The organism is Streptomyces sp. NPDC029138, assembly GCF_055564375.1.
This window is the reverse complement of the sequence record NZ_JBVHWM010000075.1, coordinates 1-14,725: the sequence shown is the minus strand read 5'-3', so window position 1 is coordinate 14,725 and position 14,725 is coordinate 1. Positions and strand designations below refer to the sequence as shown.

Sequence of the window (14,725 nt, the reverse complement as noted above, 5' to 3'; positions counted from 1 at the left end):
ATGAGCGCATCGCCCCGCGAACAGTGCGGTAATGGAGGCAGGGCCCGTACTGTGGGTCCTGTCGCAGGATCTGTGAGCTGGAGTCCGTCAGAAGGGGGCGCGCGAAGCCCATGAGCGGTGTCATGAAGCGTATGGGGATGATCTTCCGCGCGAAGGCGAACAAGGCCCTTGACCGGGCCGAGGACCCGCGCGAGACCCTCGATTACTCGTACCAGAAGCAGCTGGAGCTGCTCCAGAAGGTCCGCCGTGGCGTCGCCGACGTCGCCACGTCCCGCAAGCGCCTGGAACTCCAGCTCAACCAGTTGCAGCAGCAGTCCTCCAAGCTGGAGGACCAGGGCCGCAAGGCGCTCGCGCTCGGCCGTGAGGACCTGGCCCGTGAGGCGCTGTCCCGCCGCGCCGCCCTCCAGCAGCAGGTCACGGACCTCGAAACCCAGCACGCGACCCTCCAGGGCGAGGAGGAGAAGCTCACCCTGGCGGCCCAGCGCCTCCAGGCCAAGGTGGACGCCTTCCGTACCAAGAAGGAGACCATCAAGGCCACCTACACCGCCGCCCAGGCCCAGACCCGCATCGGCGAGGCCTTCTCCGGCATCTCCGAGGAGATGGGCGACGTCGGCCTCGCCATCCAGCGCGCCGAGGACAAGACCGCCCAGCTCCAGGCCCGGGCCGGCGCCCTCGACGAACTGCTCGCCTCGGGCGCCCTGGACGACCCCACCGGCATGCACAAGGACGACCTCCAGGCCGAGCTGGACCGGCTCTCCGGTGGTACGGATGTAGAGCTGGAACTGCAACGCATGAAGGCCGAGCTGGCCGGGGGAGGCTCCCCGCAGCAGGCCATCGAGGGCGGCACCGGTCAGGAGCAGTCCCAGCAGCAGCCGCAGGACACCCCGCGCTTCGACAAGCAGTAGCCCGGCGCCGGGGCCCGAGCCGAGGAGGCCGACGTGATCGTACGGATCATGGGGGAGGGCCAGGTGACGCTGGACGACTCCCACGTCGTCGAGCTGAACGAGCTGGACGACGAGCTGCTGAAGGAGATGGAGAGCGGTGACGAGGAGGGCTTCCGCCGCACGCTCGGCGCCCTCCTCGCCTCCGTCCGCCGGCTCGGCACCCCGCTCCCGGACGACGCGCTGGAACCCTCCGAGCTGATCCTCCCGGGGCCGGACGCCACGCTGGAGGAGGTCCGGGAGATGCTCAGCGACGACGGGCTGATCCCGGGCTGAGGCCCCGGGTCGGTTCAGCGTGAACCAGGTGCTGCGGGACTTCTGCCACTCCGGGTGGGTGAGGTCCTTCGCCTCGGTGCCGTCGCCGTAGAGGTCGGCCGCCCCGGCGTCGGTGATCAGCCGCACCCGGGCGCCGGCGGCGGTCAGGCCGGGCACGGACACCACGGACTCCCAGCCGCCCGCGTCCGCCGTCGGCAGATCCAGCACCTTCACCGGCCGGTGCCCGGCGACCCCGTCCCACGGACGCTCGGTCAGCGGCATCTGACGGCTGACGGTCCGTCGGGCGACGCGGTGCCTGATAGCTCGGGGGTGGTGGGGTGCGGCGGCTGCGGGTCGTGTGTGGTCGTTCGCGCGGTTCCCCGCGCCCCTTCGGGGCGCTCCCCGGTACCGGGCCCGTACTGTGCACACCGTGAGCACTCTCGAACGCGCCCGGTGCGGCCTCAAGGCGCACCCCCTGGCGGCGGACGCTGCGCTCGCCGCCGGCGTGCTGGCCTGCATGGTCGCCGGTTCCTTCGCCACGCCCCAGGGCCACCACGGCCTGACCTGGGGCGTCCGCACCCCGGCCGCCCTCAGCCTCGTCCTCATGCTGGCCGGCGCGGCGGCGCTCGTCTTCCGGCGCCGGGCGCCCAAGACGGTCCTCGCCGTCACCGGCACGCTCTCCCTCGTCGAGTGCGTCACCGGAGACCCCCGCGCCCCGGTCGCGATGTCCGCCGTCATCGCTCTGTACACCGTCGCCGCGACCACCGACCGCTCCACTACCTGGCGCCTCGGCCTGCTCACCATGACCGTGCTGACGGCCGCCGCCATGCTCGGCGGCCCGCTGCCCTGGTACGCCCAGGAGAACCTCGGCGTCCTCGCCTGGACGGGCATCGGCGCCACCGCCGGCGACGCCGTACGCAGCCGCCGCGCCGTCGTCCAGGCCATCCGGGACCGGGCCGAGCGCGCCGAACGCACCCGCGAGGAGGAGGCCCGCCGCCGGGTCGCCGAGGAGCGGCTGCGCATCGCCCGCGATCTGCACGACGTCGTCGCCCACCACATCGCCCTGGTGAACGTGCAGGCCGGGGTCGCCGCGCACGTCATGGACAAGCGGCCCGACCAGGCCAAGGAGGCCCTCGCGCACGTCCGCCAGGCCAGCCGCAGCGCGCTCGACGAACTCCGCGCCACCGTCGGCCTGCTCCGCCAGAGCGGCGACCCCGAGGCCCCCACGGAACCCGCCCCGGGCCTGAGCCGCCTGGAGGAGCTGGCCGACACCTTCCGCAGCGCGGGCCTGCCGGTGTCCGTGGCCCGCGCCGACCAGGGCACCGAGCTTCCCGCCGCCGTCGACCTGGCCGCCTACCGGATCGTCCAGGAGGCCCTGACCAATGTGCGCAAGCACGCGGGCGCCGAGGCCGAGGCCGAGGTGAGCGTCGTACGCGTCGGACCGAACGTGGAGGTCACCGTCCTGGACGACGGCCCGGGCAAGCCCGGCACGCCCGCCACGCCCGAGGCCGGCGGCGGGCACGGGCTGCTCGGCATGCGGGAGCGGGTCACCGCCCTCGGCGGCACCCTGACCACCGGACCCCGCTACGGCGGCGGCTTCCGCGTCCATGCGATCCTGCCCGTCAAGACGACGACGGCCCAGGGGGAGCCCGTATGACCATCCGTGTCCTGCTCGCCGACGACCAGGCACTGCTGCGCAGCGCGTTCCGGGTGCTGGTCGACTCCGAGCCCGACATGGAGGTGGTCGGGGAGGCCTCGGACGGCGCCGAGGCGGTCCGGCTGGCCCAGGAGCACGGCCCCGACGTCGTCCTCATGGACATCCGGATGCCCGGTACCGACGGCCTCGCCGCCACCCGGCAGATCAGCGCCGACCCGTCCCTCGCGCAGGTCCGCGTGGTCATCCTGACCACCTTCGAGGTCGACGACTACGTCGTCCAGGCGTTGCGCGCCGGTGCCTCCGGCTTCCTCGGCAAGGGCAGCGAGCCGGAGGAGCTGCTGAACGCCATCCGGGTCGCGGCGGGCGGTGAGGCCCTGCTGTCTCCCGCCGCCACCAAGGGCCTGATCGCCCGCTTCCTCGCCCGGGGCGACGACGGCGACGGCCCCGACCCCGCCCGCTCCGAGCGGCTCGGCACGCTCACCGGCCGGGAGCGGGAAGTCCTCGTCCAGGTCGCCGGCGGCCACTCCAACGACGAGATCGCCGAGCGGCTGACGGTCAGCCCGCTGACGGTGAAGACGCACGTCAACCGGGCCATGGCCAAGCTGGGCGCGCGGGACCGGGCCCAGCTCGTCGTCATCGCGTACGAGTCGGGGCTGGTACGTCCGAGGATGGAGTGATCTCCACCCGCGTCTACTGCGCGGGGAGTAGGGGCCGCTGAAGGAACGGGACCTGGGACCTACGGAACGGCCCTCTGGGATGGCTCAGGGTGGTGGAGACTTCTGCCGCTCACCGAAGAGAGACCCTCACCCATGTCCTGGCTGTCCAGATTCAGCCTCGCGCAACGGGCCCTCGTCGGGCTCGTGTCCCTCATCGCGCTCGCCTTCGGGCTGATCGCGATACCCCAGATCAAGCAGCAGCTTCTGCCCACCATCGAACTGCCCATGGTGTCGGTGATCGCGCCGTACCAGGGCGCCTCGCCCGACGTGGTCGAGAAGCAGGTCGTCGAGCCGATCGAGGACAACCTCCAGGGCGTCGACGGCGTCACCGGTGTCACCTCCACCGCCAGTGAGGGCAACGCCGTGATCATGGCGTCCTTCGACTACGGCAACGACACCAAGCGGATCGTCTCCGACGTCCAGCAGGCCGTGAACCGGGCCCGCAACCAGCTCCCGGACGACGTCGACCCGCAGGTCGTCTCCGGCTCCACGGACGACATGCCGACCGTGGTACTCGCCGTCACCTCCGACAAGGACCAGCAGGCCCTCGCCGACCAGCTCGACACGACGGTCGTACCGGCGCTGAAGGACATCGACGGCGTCGGCCGCGTCCAGGTCACCGGCGTCCGCGACCTCCAGGTCACCGTCACCCCGGACGACGCCAAGCTCGCGCGGGCCGGCCTCACGTCGGCCGCGCTCGGCCAGGCCCTCCAGGCGGGCGGCGCGACCGTACCGGCCGGCTCCTTCGACGAGGACGGCGCCAACCGCACCGTCCAGGTCGGCGGCGGATTCACCTCGCTCCAGCAGATCAAGGACCTGATGGTCACCGGCGAGGGCGTGAAGCGGCCGGTGCGCCTCGGCGCCGTGGCCACCGTGAAGGAGCAGCCGGCCCCGGCCGACTCCCTCACCCGCACCGACGGCCGGCCCAGCCTCGCCGTCAACGTCACGATGGACCACGACGGCAGCGCGGTCTCCATCTCGAACGCGGTCGAGGACAAGCTGCCCGGCCTGCGCGAGGACCTCGGTTCCGGCGCCCGGCTGACGGTCGTCAGCGACCAGGGCCCGGCCGTGTCCAAGTCCATCAAGGGCCTGACCACGGAGGGCGCGCTCGGCCTGCTCTTCGCGGTCCTGGTGATCCTGGTCTTCCTCGCGTCGATCCGCTCGACGCTGGTGACGGCGGTCTCCATCCCGCTGTCGGTGGTGCTGGCCCTGATCGTGCTGTGGACGCGCGGGCTGTCGCTGAACATGCTCACCCTCGGCGCGCTGACCATCGCCATCGGCCGGGTCGTCGACGACTCGATCGTGGTCCTGGAGAACATCAAGCGGCACCTCGGCTACGGCGAGGAGCGCAAGGAGGCGATCCTCACTGCGGTGCGCGAGGTGGCCGGCGCGGTCACCTCCTCCACCCTCACCACGGTCGCCGTGTTCCTGCCGATCGGCCTGGTCGGCGGCATGGTGGGCGCCCTGTTCGGCTCGTTCAGCCTCACGGTGACGGCGGCGCTGCTGGCGTCCCTGCTCGTGTCGCTGACGGTCGTGCCGGTCCTGTCGTACTGGTTCCTGCGCGCCCCGAAGGGCACCCCCGACGACGCGGCGGAGGCCCGCCGCAAGGCCGAGGAGAAGGAGGCGAACAGCCGCCTCCAGCGGGCGTACGTCCCCGTCCTGCGGTTCGCGACGCGCCGCCGGCTCACCAGCGTGCTCATCGCGATCGTCGTCCTCGTCGTCACGTTCGGCATGTCCGGCCTGCTGAAGACGAACTTCTTCGACCAGGGCGACCAGGAAGTCCTCACCGTCAAGCAGGAGCTGAAGCCCGGCACCAGCCTCGCCGCCACCGACGCGCAGGCCAAGCGGGTGGAGAAGCTGCTCGCCTCCACCGAGGGCGTGAAGGACTACCAGGTCACCGTCGGCTCGTCCGGCTTCATGGCGGCCTTCGGCGGCGGCACCGACACCAACCAGGCGTCGTACCAGGTGATGCTGAAGGACTCCGCGTCCTACGACGACGTGCGGAAGCATCTCCAGGACGGCCTCAAGAAGCTCAAGGGCAGCGGTACGACCACCGTGTCGGCCGGTGACGGCTTCGGCGACCAGGACCTCAGCGTGGTCGTCAAGGCGTCCGACTCCGAGGTGCTGCGGACGGCGGCGGAGCAGGTCCGCTCCACGGTCGCCGGCCTCGACCACGTCACGGACGTCACCAGCGACCTCGCGCAGAGCGTGCCGCGGATCTCGGTCAAGGCGAACGCGAAGGCGGCGGCGGCCGGGTTCGACGACCAGAAGCTGGGCGCCGCGGTGGCACAGGCCGTACGCGGTACCACGGCGGCCAAGGCGGTCCTCGACGACACCGAGCGGGACGTCGTCGTGAGGTCGGCCAAGCCCGCGACCACGCTGGCCCAGCTGAAGGCGCTGCGCCTCGGCCCCGTGAAGCTCGGTGACATCGCCACGGTGAAGCTGGTCGACGGGCCGGTGTCCATGACCCGCATCGACGGGCAGCGTGCCGCCACGATCACGGCCAGGCCGACGGGTGACAACACCGGTGCGATCAGCACCAAGCTCCAGTCGAAGATCAAGGACCTGAAGCTGCCGGCGGGCGTCACGGCCGAGATCGGCGGTGTGTCCTCCGACCAGGACGACGCGTTCAAGAACCTGGGGCTGGCCATGCTGGCGGCCATCGCGATCGTCTTCATGCTCCTGGTCGCGACGTTCCGCTCGCTCGCCCAGCCGCTGATCCTGCTGGTCTCCATCCCGTTCGCGGCGACGGGCGCGATCGGTCTGCTGGTCGCCACCGGCACCCCGATGGGCGTGCCCGCGATGATCGGCATGCTGATGCTGATCGGCATCGTGGTGACCAACGCGATCGTGCTGATCGACCTGATCAACCAGTACCGGGCGCAGGGCTACGGCGTGGTGGAAGCCGTGGTCGAGGGCGGCCGGCACCGCCTCCGCCCGATCCTCATGACGGCGCTGGCGACGATCTTCGCGCTGCTCCCGATGGCCCTGGGCGTCACCGGCGAGGGCGGCTTCATCGCCCAGCCTCTCGCCGTGGTCGTCATCGGCGGCCTGATCACCTCCACCCTGCTGACGCTCCTCCTGGTCCCGACGCTCTACGCGATGCTGGAGCTTCGCAAGGAGCGCCGGGCGAAGAAGCGGGCGGCGAAGAACCGGCCGACAGCGGAGAAGGTGCCGGAACCGGCCGGAGTGTGACGGCACGAGCCGCAGTGTGAGGGCATGACGAAGGGCCGGGTCTCGTCGCAGACCCGGCCCTTCCCGCTCACTGGGGAAGCGCGAGCATCCGCTCCAGGGCCAGCTTGGCGAACGCCTCCGTCTCCTTGTCGACCTCGATGCGGTTGACCAGGTTGCCCTCGGCCAGGGACTCCAGCGCCCAGACCAGGTGGGGGAGGTCGATGCGGTTCATGGTCGAGCAGAAGCAGACCGTCTTGTCGAGGAAGACGATCTCCTTGCCCTCCGGCGCGAAACGGTTCGCCAGGCGGCGGACCAGGTTCAGTTCCGTGCCGATCGCCCACTTGGACCCGGCCGGGGCCGCCTCCAGGGCCTTGATGATGTACTCGGTGGAGCCGACGTAGTCCGCCGCCGCCACGACCTCGTGCTTGCACTCGGGGTGGACCAGGACGTTCACGCCGGGGATACGGGCACGTACGTCGTTGACCGAGTCCAGGCTGAACCGGCCGTGGACCGAGCAGTGCCCCCGCCACAGGATCATCTTCGCGGCCCGCAGTTCCTGGGCCGTCAGCCCGCCGTTCGGCTTGTGCGGGTTGTAGACCACACAGTCGTCCAGGGACATCCCCATGTCACGGACGGCGGTGTTGCGGCCCAGGTGCTGGTCCGGCAGGAAGAGGACCTTCTCCCCCTGCTCGAAGGCCCAGTCGAGGGCGCGCTTGGCGTTGGACGAGGTGCAGATCGTGCCGCCGTGCTTGCCGGTGAACGCCTTGATGTCGGCCGAGGAGTTCATGTACGACACCGGGACCACCTGCTCGGCGACACCCGCCTCGGTCAGCACGTCCCAGCACTCCGCGACCTGCTCGGCCGTCGCCATGTCGGCCATGGAGCAGCCGGCGGCGAGGTCGGGCAGGACGACCTTCTGGTCGTCGGAGGTCAGGATGTCCGCCGACTCGGCCATGAAGTGCACACCGCAGAAGACGATGTACTCGGCCTCCGGGCGCGCGGCCGCGTCCCGGGCCAGCTTGAAGGAGTCGCCCGTGACATCCGCGAACTGGATGACCTCGTCGCGCTGGTAGTGGTGGCCGAGGACGAAGACCTTGTCGCCGAGCCGGGCCTTGGCGGCGCGGGCGCGCTCGACCAGGTCGGGGTCCGAGGGCGACGGGAGATCTCCGGGACACTCGACGCCCCGCTCGCTCTTCGGGTCGGCCTCGCGGCCGAGCAGCAGCAGGGCGAGCGGAGTCGGCTGCACGTCGAGCTCCGTGGTCTGGGCGGTGGTCACGGCACGCACCCTTTCTACTTTTCGTCTAACTGACGCTATCTATCATAACTGGTTCACGTCAGTTTGACGATGGCCATAGCGTCCATGTGACGTGAATCCCGCTCGGGTCCCTCCGCAGGCCGCTGTCGGCGCCCGTGGGCATGTGCGAGCATGAAGTCGGAAGCAAAAACGCGACAACGCGAATGCCCGGCCCGGAATGAATCCGCGGAAGCGCCGGTTGCACTCGTCGGCAAGCAGTCTCCGTACAACCCGGGAGAGATGTAGATGTCCGTATCGGACGAGACCACCACCGTCACCGACGGCATCATCCTGACCGACGCCGCCGCGGCCAAGGTCAAGGCCCTGCTCGACCAGGAAGGCCGCGACGACCTCGCGCTGCGCGTCGCCGTCCAGCCCGGCGGCTGCTCCGGCCTGCGCTACCAGCTCTTCTTCGACGAGCGCTCGCTCGACGGTGACGTGGAGAAGGACTTCGGCGGGGTCAAGGTCGTCACGGACCGCATGAGCGCTCCGTACCTGGGCGGCGCCACCATCGACTTCGTGGACACGATCGAGAAGCAGGGCTTCACGATCGACAACCCGAACGCGACCGGCTCCTGCGCCTGCGGCGACTCCTTCAGCTGAGCCGACGGCCGGCAGGGCCGTACGGTCCGACGGTCGGGAAAGGCGGCGGTCCCCTTCAGGGGGCCGCCGCCTTCGCGTTCCGGGCGCGGGGGCCGCCGCCTGGGTTCCGCGTCCGGAGGCGCCGCCTTCACTTGCTGCCCGGTCAGCGCGGCCGCGCCGACGCGTCCGGCCGCAGCGAGCCCGGCTCCGCCTTCGGGACCGCCCTGCCGTCCGTGCCGACCACCGTCCGCCCGTCCAGCGGCGCGTCCAGCGTCACGGTCTTCACGTACTCCTTGGCGATCAGGATGCACACCCGGCCCGGCCAGGGCTTCTCGGTGACCGTCACCGTCACCCGGCCGCCGCTCTCCCGCGCCGACGTCTTGTAGTCCGCGCACACCCCGCCGTAGAAGCTCAGGTTCAGCGTCCGCCCGTCGGCCGTGTAGGCGTTCACCTTCACGCTCCGGCTCTTCCCGGGCGCCTGGGACGGCTGGGACGGCTCCGGCGCGGCGGACGCGGACGCCGAGGTCAGGTACGCCGGGTCGACCGCCGGATACGTCACCGTGAACGCGCCCCCCGCCGTGGACCCCCGCACCTGGAACAGCCAGGACGGCACCAGCGTCTGCCGCCCGCCGACGGAGTGCGCGGCCAGCCCGAAGACCGCCTTCTCGACCGTCACCGTGTCCCGGGCCGCCTTCGGTGCCCCCGTGGACGCGCCGCACGGCTGCTCCAGCCGGTCCTTCAGCGGCTCCGGGCTCGCGCACCCGCCGATCCCCATCCGGTGGTCGTCCTTCACCGCCCCGTTCATCAGCTCCAGCGTCTTCGCCGCGCCGACCACGGGATACGTGTCGCCCTTCACCGGCGCCGCCAGCAGCCCGTGCCCGCCGACCAGTTCGCCGTTCCGGTCGACGGTCAGGCCGGTCGTCCAGCCGTACGTGGGCAGCCCGCCGATGACCGGGTCGGCGTCGACCACCCGCCGGGCGCCCATGACCTGGCTCGCGTCGAGCTTCGCGTCGTCCAGCCCCGCCGCCTTCAGCACCGGTGCCGCCGCCTTCTCGGCGTCGGCCACGCTCACCGGGTCGCCGGCCGGAGCGCCCGGGTCCTGCGCGCAGACGGTCACCTTCCGGCAGTTGTCGGTGCCGGGCGCGTACCGGTCGAAGCTCCAGCTGCCCGGCGCGTCCCGGTTCACCGTCAGCCTCGGTCCGGAGCCGTCCTGGCCGCCGACCCGCCAGATCCGCCCCTCGGCCACCGGCGCCCCGTCGGCCCCGAGCGCCTTCGCCAGCCGGACGACCTGCTCCCGGCCGACCTCGGCCCCCGGCTCGTACACCGGCGCCGAGCCGGGCCCGTCCGGCAGCTCGCCCCGCGCCACGTACCGGGCGCCGTACGGGTCCGGCTCGCCGGGCGCGATACCGCCGGTTCCGGAGTTCGCCCAGCCGTCCAGGGTGAGCGGCGGGGGAGTGCCGTGGGCTCCGCCGGGGGCGGCCGGACCGCCCGTACGGCCGTCCGTGCCGTTGCTCGCGGCGAGGTAGGCGCCACCGCCGCCGATCAGGAGGACGGCCGCGGTGGCGACGGCGACGATGACGGCGGTGGGGCGTCGACCACTGGTCCGCCCCGGGTCCGCCGTTGTCGACTGCGGATCCGTCGGGGACTGGTCGCGCTCCTCGGGGGCGCCGGAGTTCTCAGGCCGCTCGGTGTTCACCGCATCGCTCCTCGCTGGGTCGTGTCCCGCGTTCCCTGCGCGGGGGACGGCGATGGGACGCGGGAGGGGAGCGCGCGGTTCCCGGGCTCGCGCCCTCGGTCAGTCGCCGTAGTCCGACATCGCGTCCAGCAGCCGGGCGGACCGCGCCGGCACGCTCACCCCGTGGATGAGGGACGGCGGCACCGGCCGGGACTCGGTGTGCTCCGGGACCGCCCAGTGCGGCGCCATCCGGGCGCAGTCGCCACGCAGCGCGGCGAGGTCGCCGTCGAGATCGGCCGGGGCGGAAGAGGTGACCTTGAGGTTCGTCATGCCCGCACCGTAGGCACGGCCCGGGCTGCGAAAAAAGAGCTACTATCGGGTAGTTTTGCCAGCTTCAGTGGCGGCCTCCGACCGGGTAGCGTGAACTGTCAACCCAGCCTCCCGCAGGAGAATCCCCGTCGTGCGCATCGCAGTCACCGGCTCCATCGCCACTGACCACCTCATGACCTTCCCCGGCCGCTTCGCCGACCAGTTCGTCGCGGACCAGCTGCACACGGTTTCGCTCTCCTTCCTGGTCGACAACCTCGACGTCCGCCGCGGCGGCGTCGGCGCCAACATCGCCTTCGGCATGGGCCAGCTCGGTACCGCGCCCATCCTGGTCGGCGCCGCCGGCTTCGACTTCGACGAGTACCGGGCCTGGCTCGACCGGCACGGCGTCGACACCGACTCGGTCCGTATCTCCGAGACCCTGCACACCGCCCGCTTCGTGTGCACCACGGACTCCGACCACAACCAGATCGGCTCCTTCTACACCGGCGCGATGAGCGAGGCCCGGCTGATCGAGCTGAAGACGGTCGCCGACCGCGTCGGCGGCCTCGACCTCGTCCTCATCGGCGCCGACGACCCCGAGGCGATGCTCCGCCACACCGAGGAGTGCCGCTCCCGGAACATCCCGTTCGCCGCCGACTTCTCCCAGCAGATCGCCCGGATGGAGGGCGAGGAGATCCGGATACTGCTGGACGGGGCGACCTACCTCTTCTCCAACGAGTACGAGAAGGGGCTGATCGAGTCCAAGACCGGCTGGACCGACGCGGAGATCCTGGCGAAGGTCGGTCACCGGGTCACCACGCTCGGCTCGCGCGGTGTGCGCATCGAGCGGACCGGCGAGGACCCGATCGAGGTCGGCTGCCCGGAGGAGGAGCGCAAGGCCGACCCCACGGGTGTCGGCGACGCCTTCCGCGCGGGGTTCCTGTCGGGGCTGGCCTGGGGTGTTTCCCTGGAGCGCGCCGCCCAGGTGGGGTGCATGCTGGCCACGCTGGTCATCGAGACCGTGGGCACGCAGGAGTACCAGTTGCGGCGGGGGCACTTCATGGAGCGGTTCGTGAAGGCGTACGGCGACGAGGCGGGTCAGGAAGTGCGGGCTCACCTGAGCTGAGCTGCGACTACTCGTCCGCCACGGTGGGTCCGTCGTCGACTGCGGGTCCGCTGTGGCTGGTCGCGCCCGCGCGGCGGAGCCGCATATGGACGCAGCCCCGCGTCCCTTCGGGGGCTCCGCCCCCGGACCCCCCTCAGCTCACCCGGCGCACCACGTACGCCGTTCCCCTCTCCGCCGGCTCCTCCCCGACGTACTCCTGCCCCCGCATCTCGCACCACGCCGGGATGTCCAGGCGGGCCGCCTCGTCGTCGGAGAGGACCCGGACGGTGCCGCCCACCGGCACCCGGCCGAACACCTTCGCCAGCTCGATGACCGGGATCGGGCACCGCTTGCCGAGGGAGTCGACGACCAGTTCCTCCGCCTGGACGGCCGTCGTCGGAGCCGGCGCCCCCAGCTTCTCCCGGACGCCCGCCACCGCCTCCGGCAGCACCTCCAGGAACCGCTCCACGTCCGCCTCCGCCGTACCGGGCGGCAGGGACACCCGTACGTTCCCCTCGCTCAGCACCCCCATCGCCTTCAGCACATGGCTGGGGGTCAGCGTGCTGCTCGTGCAGGAGGAGCCGGAGGAGACCGAGAAGCCGGCCCGGTCCAGCTCGTGCAGCAGTGCCTCGCCGTCGACGTAGAGGCAGGAGAACGTGACGATCCCGGGCAGCCGGCGCACGGCGTCGCCGACCACCTCCACGTCCGCCACCAGTCCCGGCACCCGCGCCCGGATCCGCTCCGTCAGCTCCCGCAGCCGTACCGCCTCCTGGGCCGCCTCGGCCCGCACCGCGCGCAGCGAGGCCACGGCCGCCACGATCGCCGGGATGTTCTCGAACCCGGGCGCCCGGCCCGACTCCCGCTCGTCCACCGGACCTTGCGCGGAAAACCGCACCCCCTTGCGTACGGCGAGCAGCCCGACCCCCGACGGCCCGCCCCACTTGTGCGCGCTGGCCGCGAGCAGCGACCAGTCGCCCTCGACCGGCCCCCAGCCCAGCGACTGCGCCGCGTCCACCAGCAGGGGCACCCCGGCCGCCCGGCACACCTCGGCCACCTCGGCCACCGGCTGCACGGTGCCCACCTCGTGGTTGGCCGACTGGAGGCACGCCAGCGCGGTGTCCGCCCGGAGCGCGGCCGCGTACCCCGAGGGATCGACGGTTCCGGCCCGGTCGACGGCCACCTGGGTCACGGTGCCCCCCTCCGCCTCGAACACCTCCGCCGAATGGAGTACGGAGGAGTGTTCGACAGCGGACACGATCAGGTGGCGTCCCACCCGCCGCCGCCCGGCCAACGCCCCCGCGATCCCGCTGTGTACGGCCCGGGTGCCGGACTGCGTGAACACCACCTCGTCCGCCCGGCAGCCGACGGCCTCCGCAGCCGCCTCCCGCGAGGCGTCCAGCAACATCCGCGCCTTGCGTCCCTCCCGGTAGAGCCGGGCGGGATCGGCCCACCCGTCATCCAAAGAGGCCAACAGGGCCTGGCGGGCCACGGGATGGAGAGGAGTGGCGGAAGCAGCGTCAAAGTAGGCCATACGGCAACGCTAAACCGCCGGTCAGGGCAGCGCGCCCAAGGGGCGCGGGGCCGTGACGTCAGCGGCTCCCCCGCGGGGCGCGACCAGCCACAACGCACCCGCAGCCGCCAATCAAGCGAACAACCCGAGTTAGTAGGCCCCCCTCCCCGCGAACCCTCGGAGAGCGTCGGCTAGGGTTTGGTCCGCATAAACATCCAAACCCCTGCCCGACGCAGGGCGGCGACCGACCAGCGAGAAGGCCGCAGCCGACCGCGCGGGCGAGACTCTCGGGAAGGCGCTACGTGAGTCCCAACGGCTCCGACCGCTCGCCGCGGCGCCCGATGCGGCGGAAGCTGCTGCAGGCACTGACCGCGGGCCTGGTCCTGGCGACCGCAACCGGTTGCACATACAAGGACTTCCCCCGCCTTGGCATGCCCACCCCGACCACGGAAGAGGCTCCGCGGATCCTCTCCCTGTGGCAGGGCTCCTGGGCTGCCGCGCTCGCCGTCGGCGTGCTGGTGTGGGGCCTGATCCTGTGGAGCGCCATGTTCCACCGGCGCAGCCGCACCAAGGTCGAGGTTCCTCCGCAGACTCGGTACAACATGCCGATCGAGGCCCTGTACACGGTGGTCCCGATCATCATCATCTCGGTGCTCTTCTACTTCACGGCCCGGGACGAGTCGAAGCTCCTCGACATGTCCAAGAAGCCCGACGTCACGGTCAACGTGGTCGGCTTCCAGTGGAGCTGGGGCTTCAACTACATCGAGAACGTTCCGGGTTCCACCGGTGACGCCAGGACCGACAAGAACCTGGTCGCCATCTCGGACCAGCTGCGGAAGCAGTTCCCGGCGAACGCCGGCGGTGTCTACGACGTCGGTACGCCCGGCACGCGGAACCCGCAGACGAACAACCCCGGCCCGACGCTGTGGCTGCCCAAGGGCAAGACGGTCCGCTTCGTCCTCACTTCGCGTGACGTCATCCACTCCTTCTGGGTGGTGCCGTTCCTGATGAAGCAGGACGTCATCCCGGGCCGCACGAACTCCTTCCAGGTGACTCCGAACAAGGAGGGCACCTTCCTCGGCAAGTGCGCCGAGCTCTGCGGCGTCGACCACTCCCGGATGCTGTTCAACGTGAAGGTCGTCTCTCCGGCAGCGTACGAGAAGCACCTCAAGGAGCTCGCGGCGAAGGGGCAGACCGGTTACATCCCGGCCGGCATCGCGCAGACGAGCCACGAGAAGAACCAGAGGACGAACATCCTGTGAGCATCCTCAACGAACCCCAGGGTGCCGCGGCAGCTGAAGGCTCGCACGCCGACGAGCTGCCGGTCCGGCGCAAGCAGCCCGGCAATGTCGTGGTGAAGTGGCTGACGACCACCGACCACAAGACGATCGGCACGCTCTATCTGGCGACGTCGTTCGCGTTCTTCCTGATCGGTGGCGTGATGGCGCTGATCATGCGCGCCGAGCTGGCCCGGCCGGGCCTTCAGATCATGTCGAACGAGCAGTTC

General features: G+C 71.4%; 12 protein-coding genes and 2 pseudogenes. 9 read left to right on the top strand and 5 right to left on the bottom strand.

Annotated features, from left to right (window positions below; genetic code table 11):
• Positions 1–137 precede the first annotated feature (137 nt).
• A complete protein-coding gene (locus tag ACZ4WH_RS37315) occupies positions 138–905 on the top strand; it encodes a PspA/IM30 family protein (protein WP_468189387.1) in 768 nt (255 codons plus the stop codon).
• A gap of 33 nt (positions 906–938) precedes the next feature.
• Entirely contained in the window at positions 939–1,217 is a 279-nt protein-coding gene (gene pspAA / locus ACZ4WH_RS37310) for a PspA-associated protein PspAA (protein ID WP_468189335.1), read from the top strand.
• A gap of 15 nt (positions 1,218–1,232) precedes the next feature.
• On the opposite strand, the pseudogene ACZ4WH_RS37305 reads toward pspAA, so the two are convergent.
• A pseudogene (locus ACZ4WH_RS37305) lies at positions 1,233–1,457 on the bottom strand (hypothetical protein); the annotation flags it as partial.
• A gap of 169 nt (positions 1,458–1,626) precedes the next feature.
• On the opposite strand from ACZ4WH_RS37305, the gene ACZ4WH_RS37300 reads away from it, so the two are divergent.
• The 3 genes from ACZ4WH_RS37300 to ACZ4WH_RS37290 all read left to right on the top strand — a co-directional run bounded on the left by ACZ4WH_RS37300 (position 1,627) and on the right by ACZ4WH_RS37290 (position 6,764).
• The gene (locus ACZ4WH_RS37300; protein WP_468189333.1) at positions 1,627–2,853 is read left to right on the top strand and encodes a sensor histidine kinase; all 1,227 of its coding nucleotides are present in this window, start codon (positions 1,627–1,629) and stop codon (positions 2,851–2,853) included.
• Complete coding sequence (locus tag ACZ4WH_RS37295; protein ID WP_468189331.1) at positions 2,850–3,530, top strand: response regulator; 681 nt, start codon at positions 2,850–2,852, stop codon at positions 3,528–3,530. The genes ACZ4WH_RS37300 and ACZ4WH_RS37295 overlap by 4 nt, the downstream gene beginning before the upstream one ends.
• A gap of 132 nt (positions 3,531–3,662) precedes the next feature.
• Positions 3,663–6,764 carry an efflux RND transporter permease subunit gene (locus ACZ4WH_RS37290; RefSeq protein ID WP_468189329.1) on the top strand — a complete coding sequence of 1,034 codons (3,102 nt, stop codon included), beginning with the start codon at positions 3,663–3,665 and terminating at the stop codon, positions 6,762–6,764.
• Between the two features lie 67 nt (positions 6,765–6,831).
• Here ACZ4WH_RS37290 and nadA read toward each other — a convergent pair whose 3' ends face one another.
• On the bottom strand, positions 6,832–8,019 hold the full coding sequence (gene nadA, locus ACZ4WH_RS37285) for a quinolinate synthase NadA (RefSeq protein WP_468189327.1): 1,188 nt from the start codon (positions 8,017–8,019) through the stop codon (positions 6,832–6,834).
• Positions 8,020–8,283: 264 nt separating this feature from the next.
• Here nadA and ACZ4WH_RS37280 point away from each other — a divergent pair, with 264 nt between their 5' ends.
• Complete coding sequence (locus ACZ4WH_RS37280; RefSeq protein WP_028422454.1) at positions 8,284–8,640, top strand: iron-sulfur cluster assembly accessory protein; 357 nt, start codon at positions 8,284–8,286, stop codon at positions 8,638–8,640.
• Between the two features lie 142 nt (positions 8,641–8,782).
• Here ACZ4WH_RS37280 and ACZ4WH_RS37275 read toward each other — a convergent pair whose 3' ends face one another.
• Together ACZ4WH_RS37275 and ACZ4WH_RS37270 are read right to left on the bottom strand one after the other, a co-directional pair.
• Positions 8,783–10,315, bottom strand: coding sequence for a hypothetical protein (locus ACZ4WH_RS37275; RefSeq protein ID WP_468189325.1), 1,533 nt, complete (start codon positions 10,313–10,315; stop codon positions 8,783–8,785).
• Positions 10,316–10,414: 99 nt separating this feature from the next.
• Positions 10,415–10,624 carry a hypothetical protein gene (locus tag ACZ4WH_RS37270; RefSeq protein WP_468189323.1) on the bottom strand — a complete coding sequence of 70 codons (210 nt, stop codon included), beginning with the start codon at positions 10,622–10,624 and terminating at the stop codon, positions 10,415–10,417.
• 130 nt (positions 10,625–10,754) lie between these two features.
• Here ACZ4WH_RS37270 and ACZ4WH_RS37265 point away from each other — a divergent pair, with 130 nt between their 5' ends.
• Complete coding sequence (locus ACZ4WH_RS37265; RefSeq protein WP_468189321.1) at positions 10,755–11,729, top strand: carbohydrate kinase family protein; 975 nt, start codon at positions 10,755–10,757, stop codon at positions 11,727–11,729.
• Between the two features lie 133 nt (positions 11,730–11,862).
• Here ACZ4WH_RS37265 and ACZ4WH_RS37260 read toward each other — a convergent pair whose 3' ends face one another.
• A complete protein-coding gene (locus ACZ4WH_RS37260; protein ID WP_468189319.1) occupies positions 11,863–13,239 on the bottom strand; it encodes an aminotransferase class V-fold PLP-dependent enzyme in 1,377 nt (458 codons plus the stop codon).
• A 281-nt stretch (positions 13,240–13,520) separates the two neighbouring features.
• On the opposite strand from ACZ4WH_RS37260, the gene ctaC reads away from it, so the two are divergent.
• Together ctaC and ACZ4WH_RS37250 are read left to right on the top strand one after the other, a co-directional pair.
• Positions 13,521–14,480 carry an aa3-type cytochrome oxidase subunit II gene (gene ctaC / locus ACZ4WH_RS37255; protein ID WP_468189317.1) on the top strand — a complete coding sequence of 320 codons (960 nt, stop codon included), beginning with the start codon at positions 13,521–13,523 and terminating at the stop codon, positions 14,478–14,480.
• Positions 14,477–14,725, top strand: a pseudogene (locus ACZ4WH_RS37250) (aa3-type cytochrome oxidase subunit I); the annotation flags it as partial. The gene ctaC and the pseudogene ACZ4WH_RS37250, both read left to right, overlap by 4 nt.

What these genes read in the sequence shown, in the direction of transcription:
- ACZ4WH_RS37270 (WP_468189323.1), bottom strand. Translation starts at nt 10,624, where the DNA reads ATGACGAACCTCAAGGTCACCTCTTCCGCCCCGGCCGATCTCGACGGC.
- ACZ4WH_RS37280 (WP_028422454.1), top strand. Translation starts at nt 8,284, where the DNA reads ATGTCCGTATCGGACGAGACCACCACCGTCACCGACGGCATCATCCTG.
- ACZ4WH_RS37260 (WP_468189319.1), bottom strand. Translation starts at nt 13,239, where the DNA reads ATGGCCTACTTTGACGCTGCTTCCGCCACTCCTCTCCATCCCGTGGCC.
- ACZ4WH_RS37290 (WP_468189329.1), top strand. Translation starts at nt 3,663, where the DNA reads ATGTCCTGGCTGTCCAGATTCAGCCTCGCGCAACGGGCCCTCGTCGGG.
- ACZ4WH_RS37315 (WP_468189387.1), top strand. Translation starts at nt 138, where the DNA reads ATGATCTTCCGCGCGAAGGCGAACAAGGCCCTTGACCGGGCCGAGGAC.
- ACZ4WH_RS37295 (WP_468189331.1), top strand. Translation starts at nt 2,850, where the DNA reads ATGACCATCCGTGTCCTGCTCGCCGACGACCAGGCACTGCTGCGCAGC.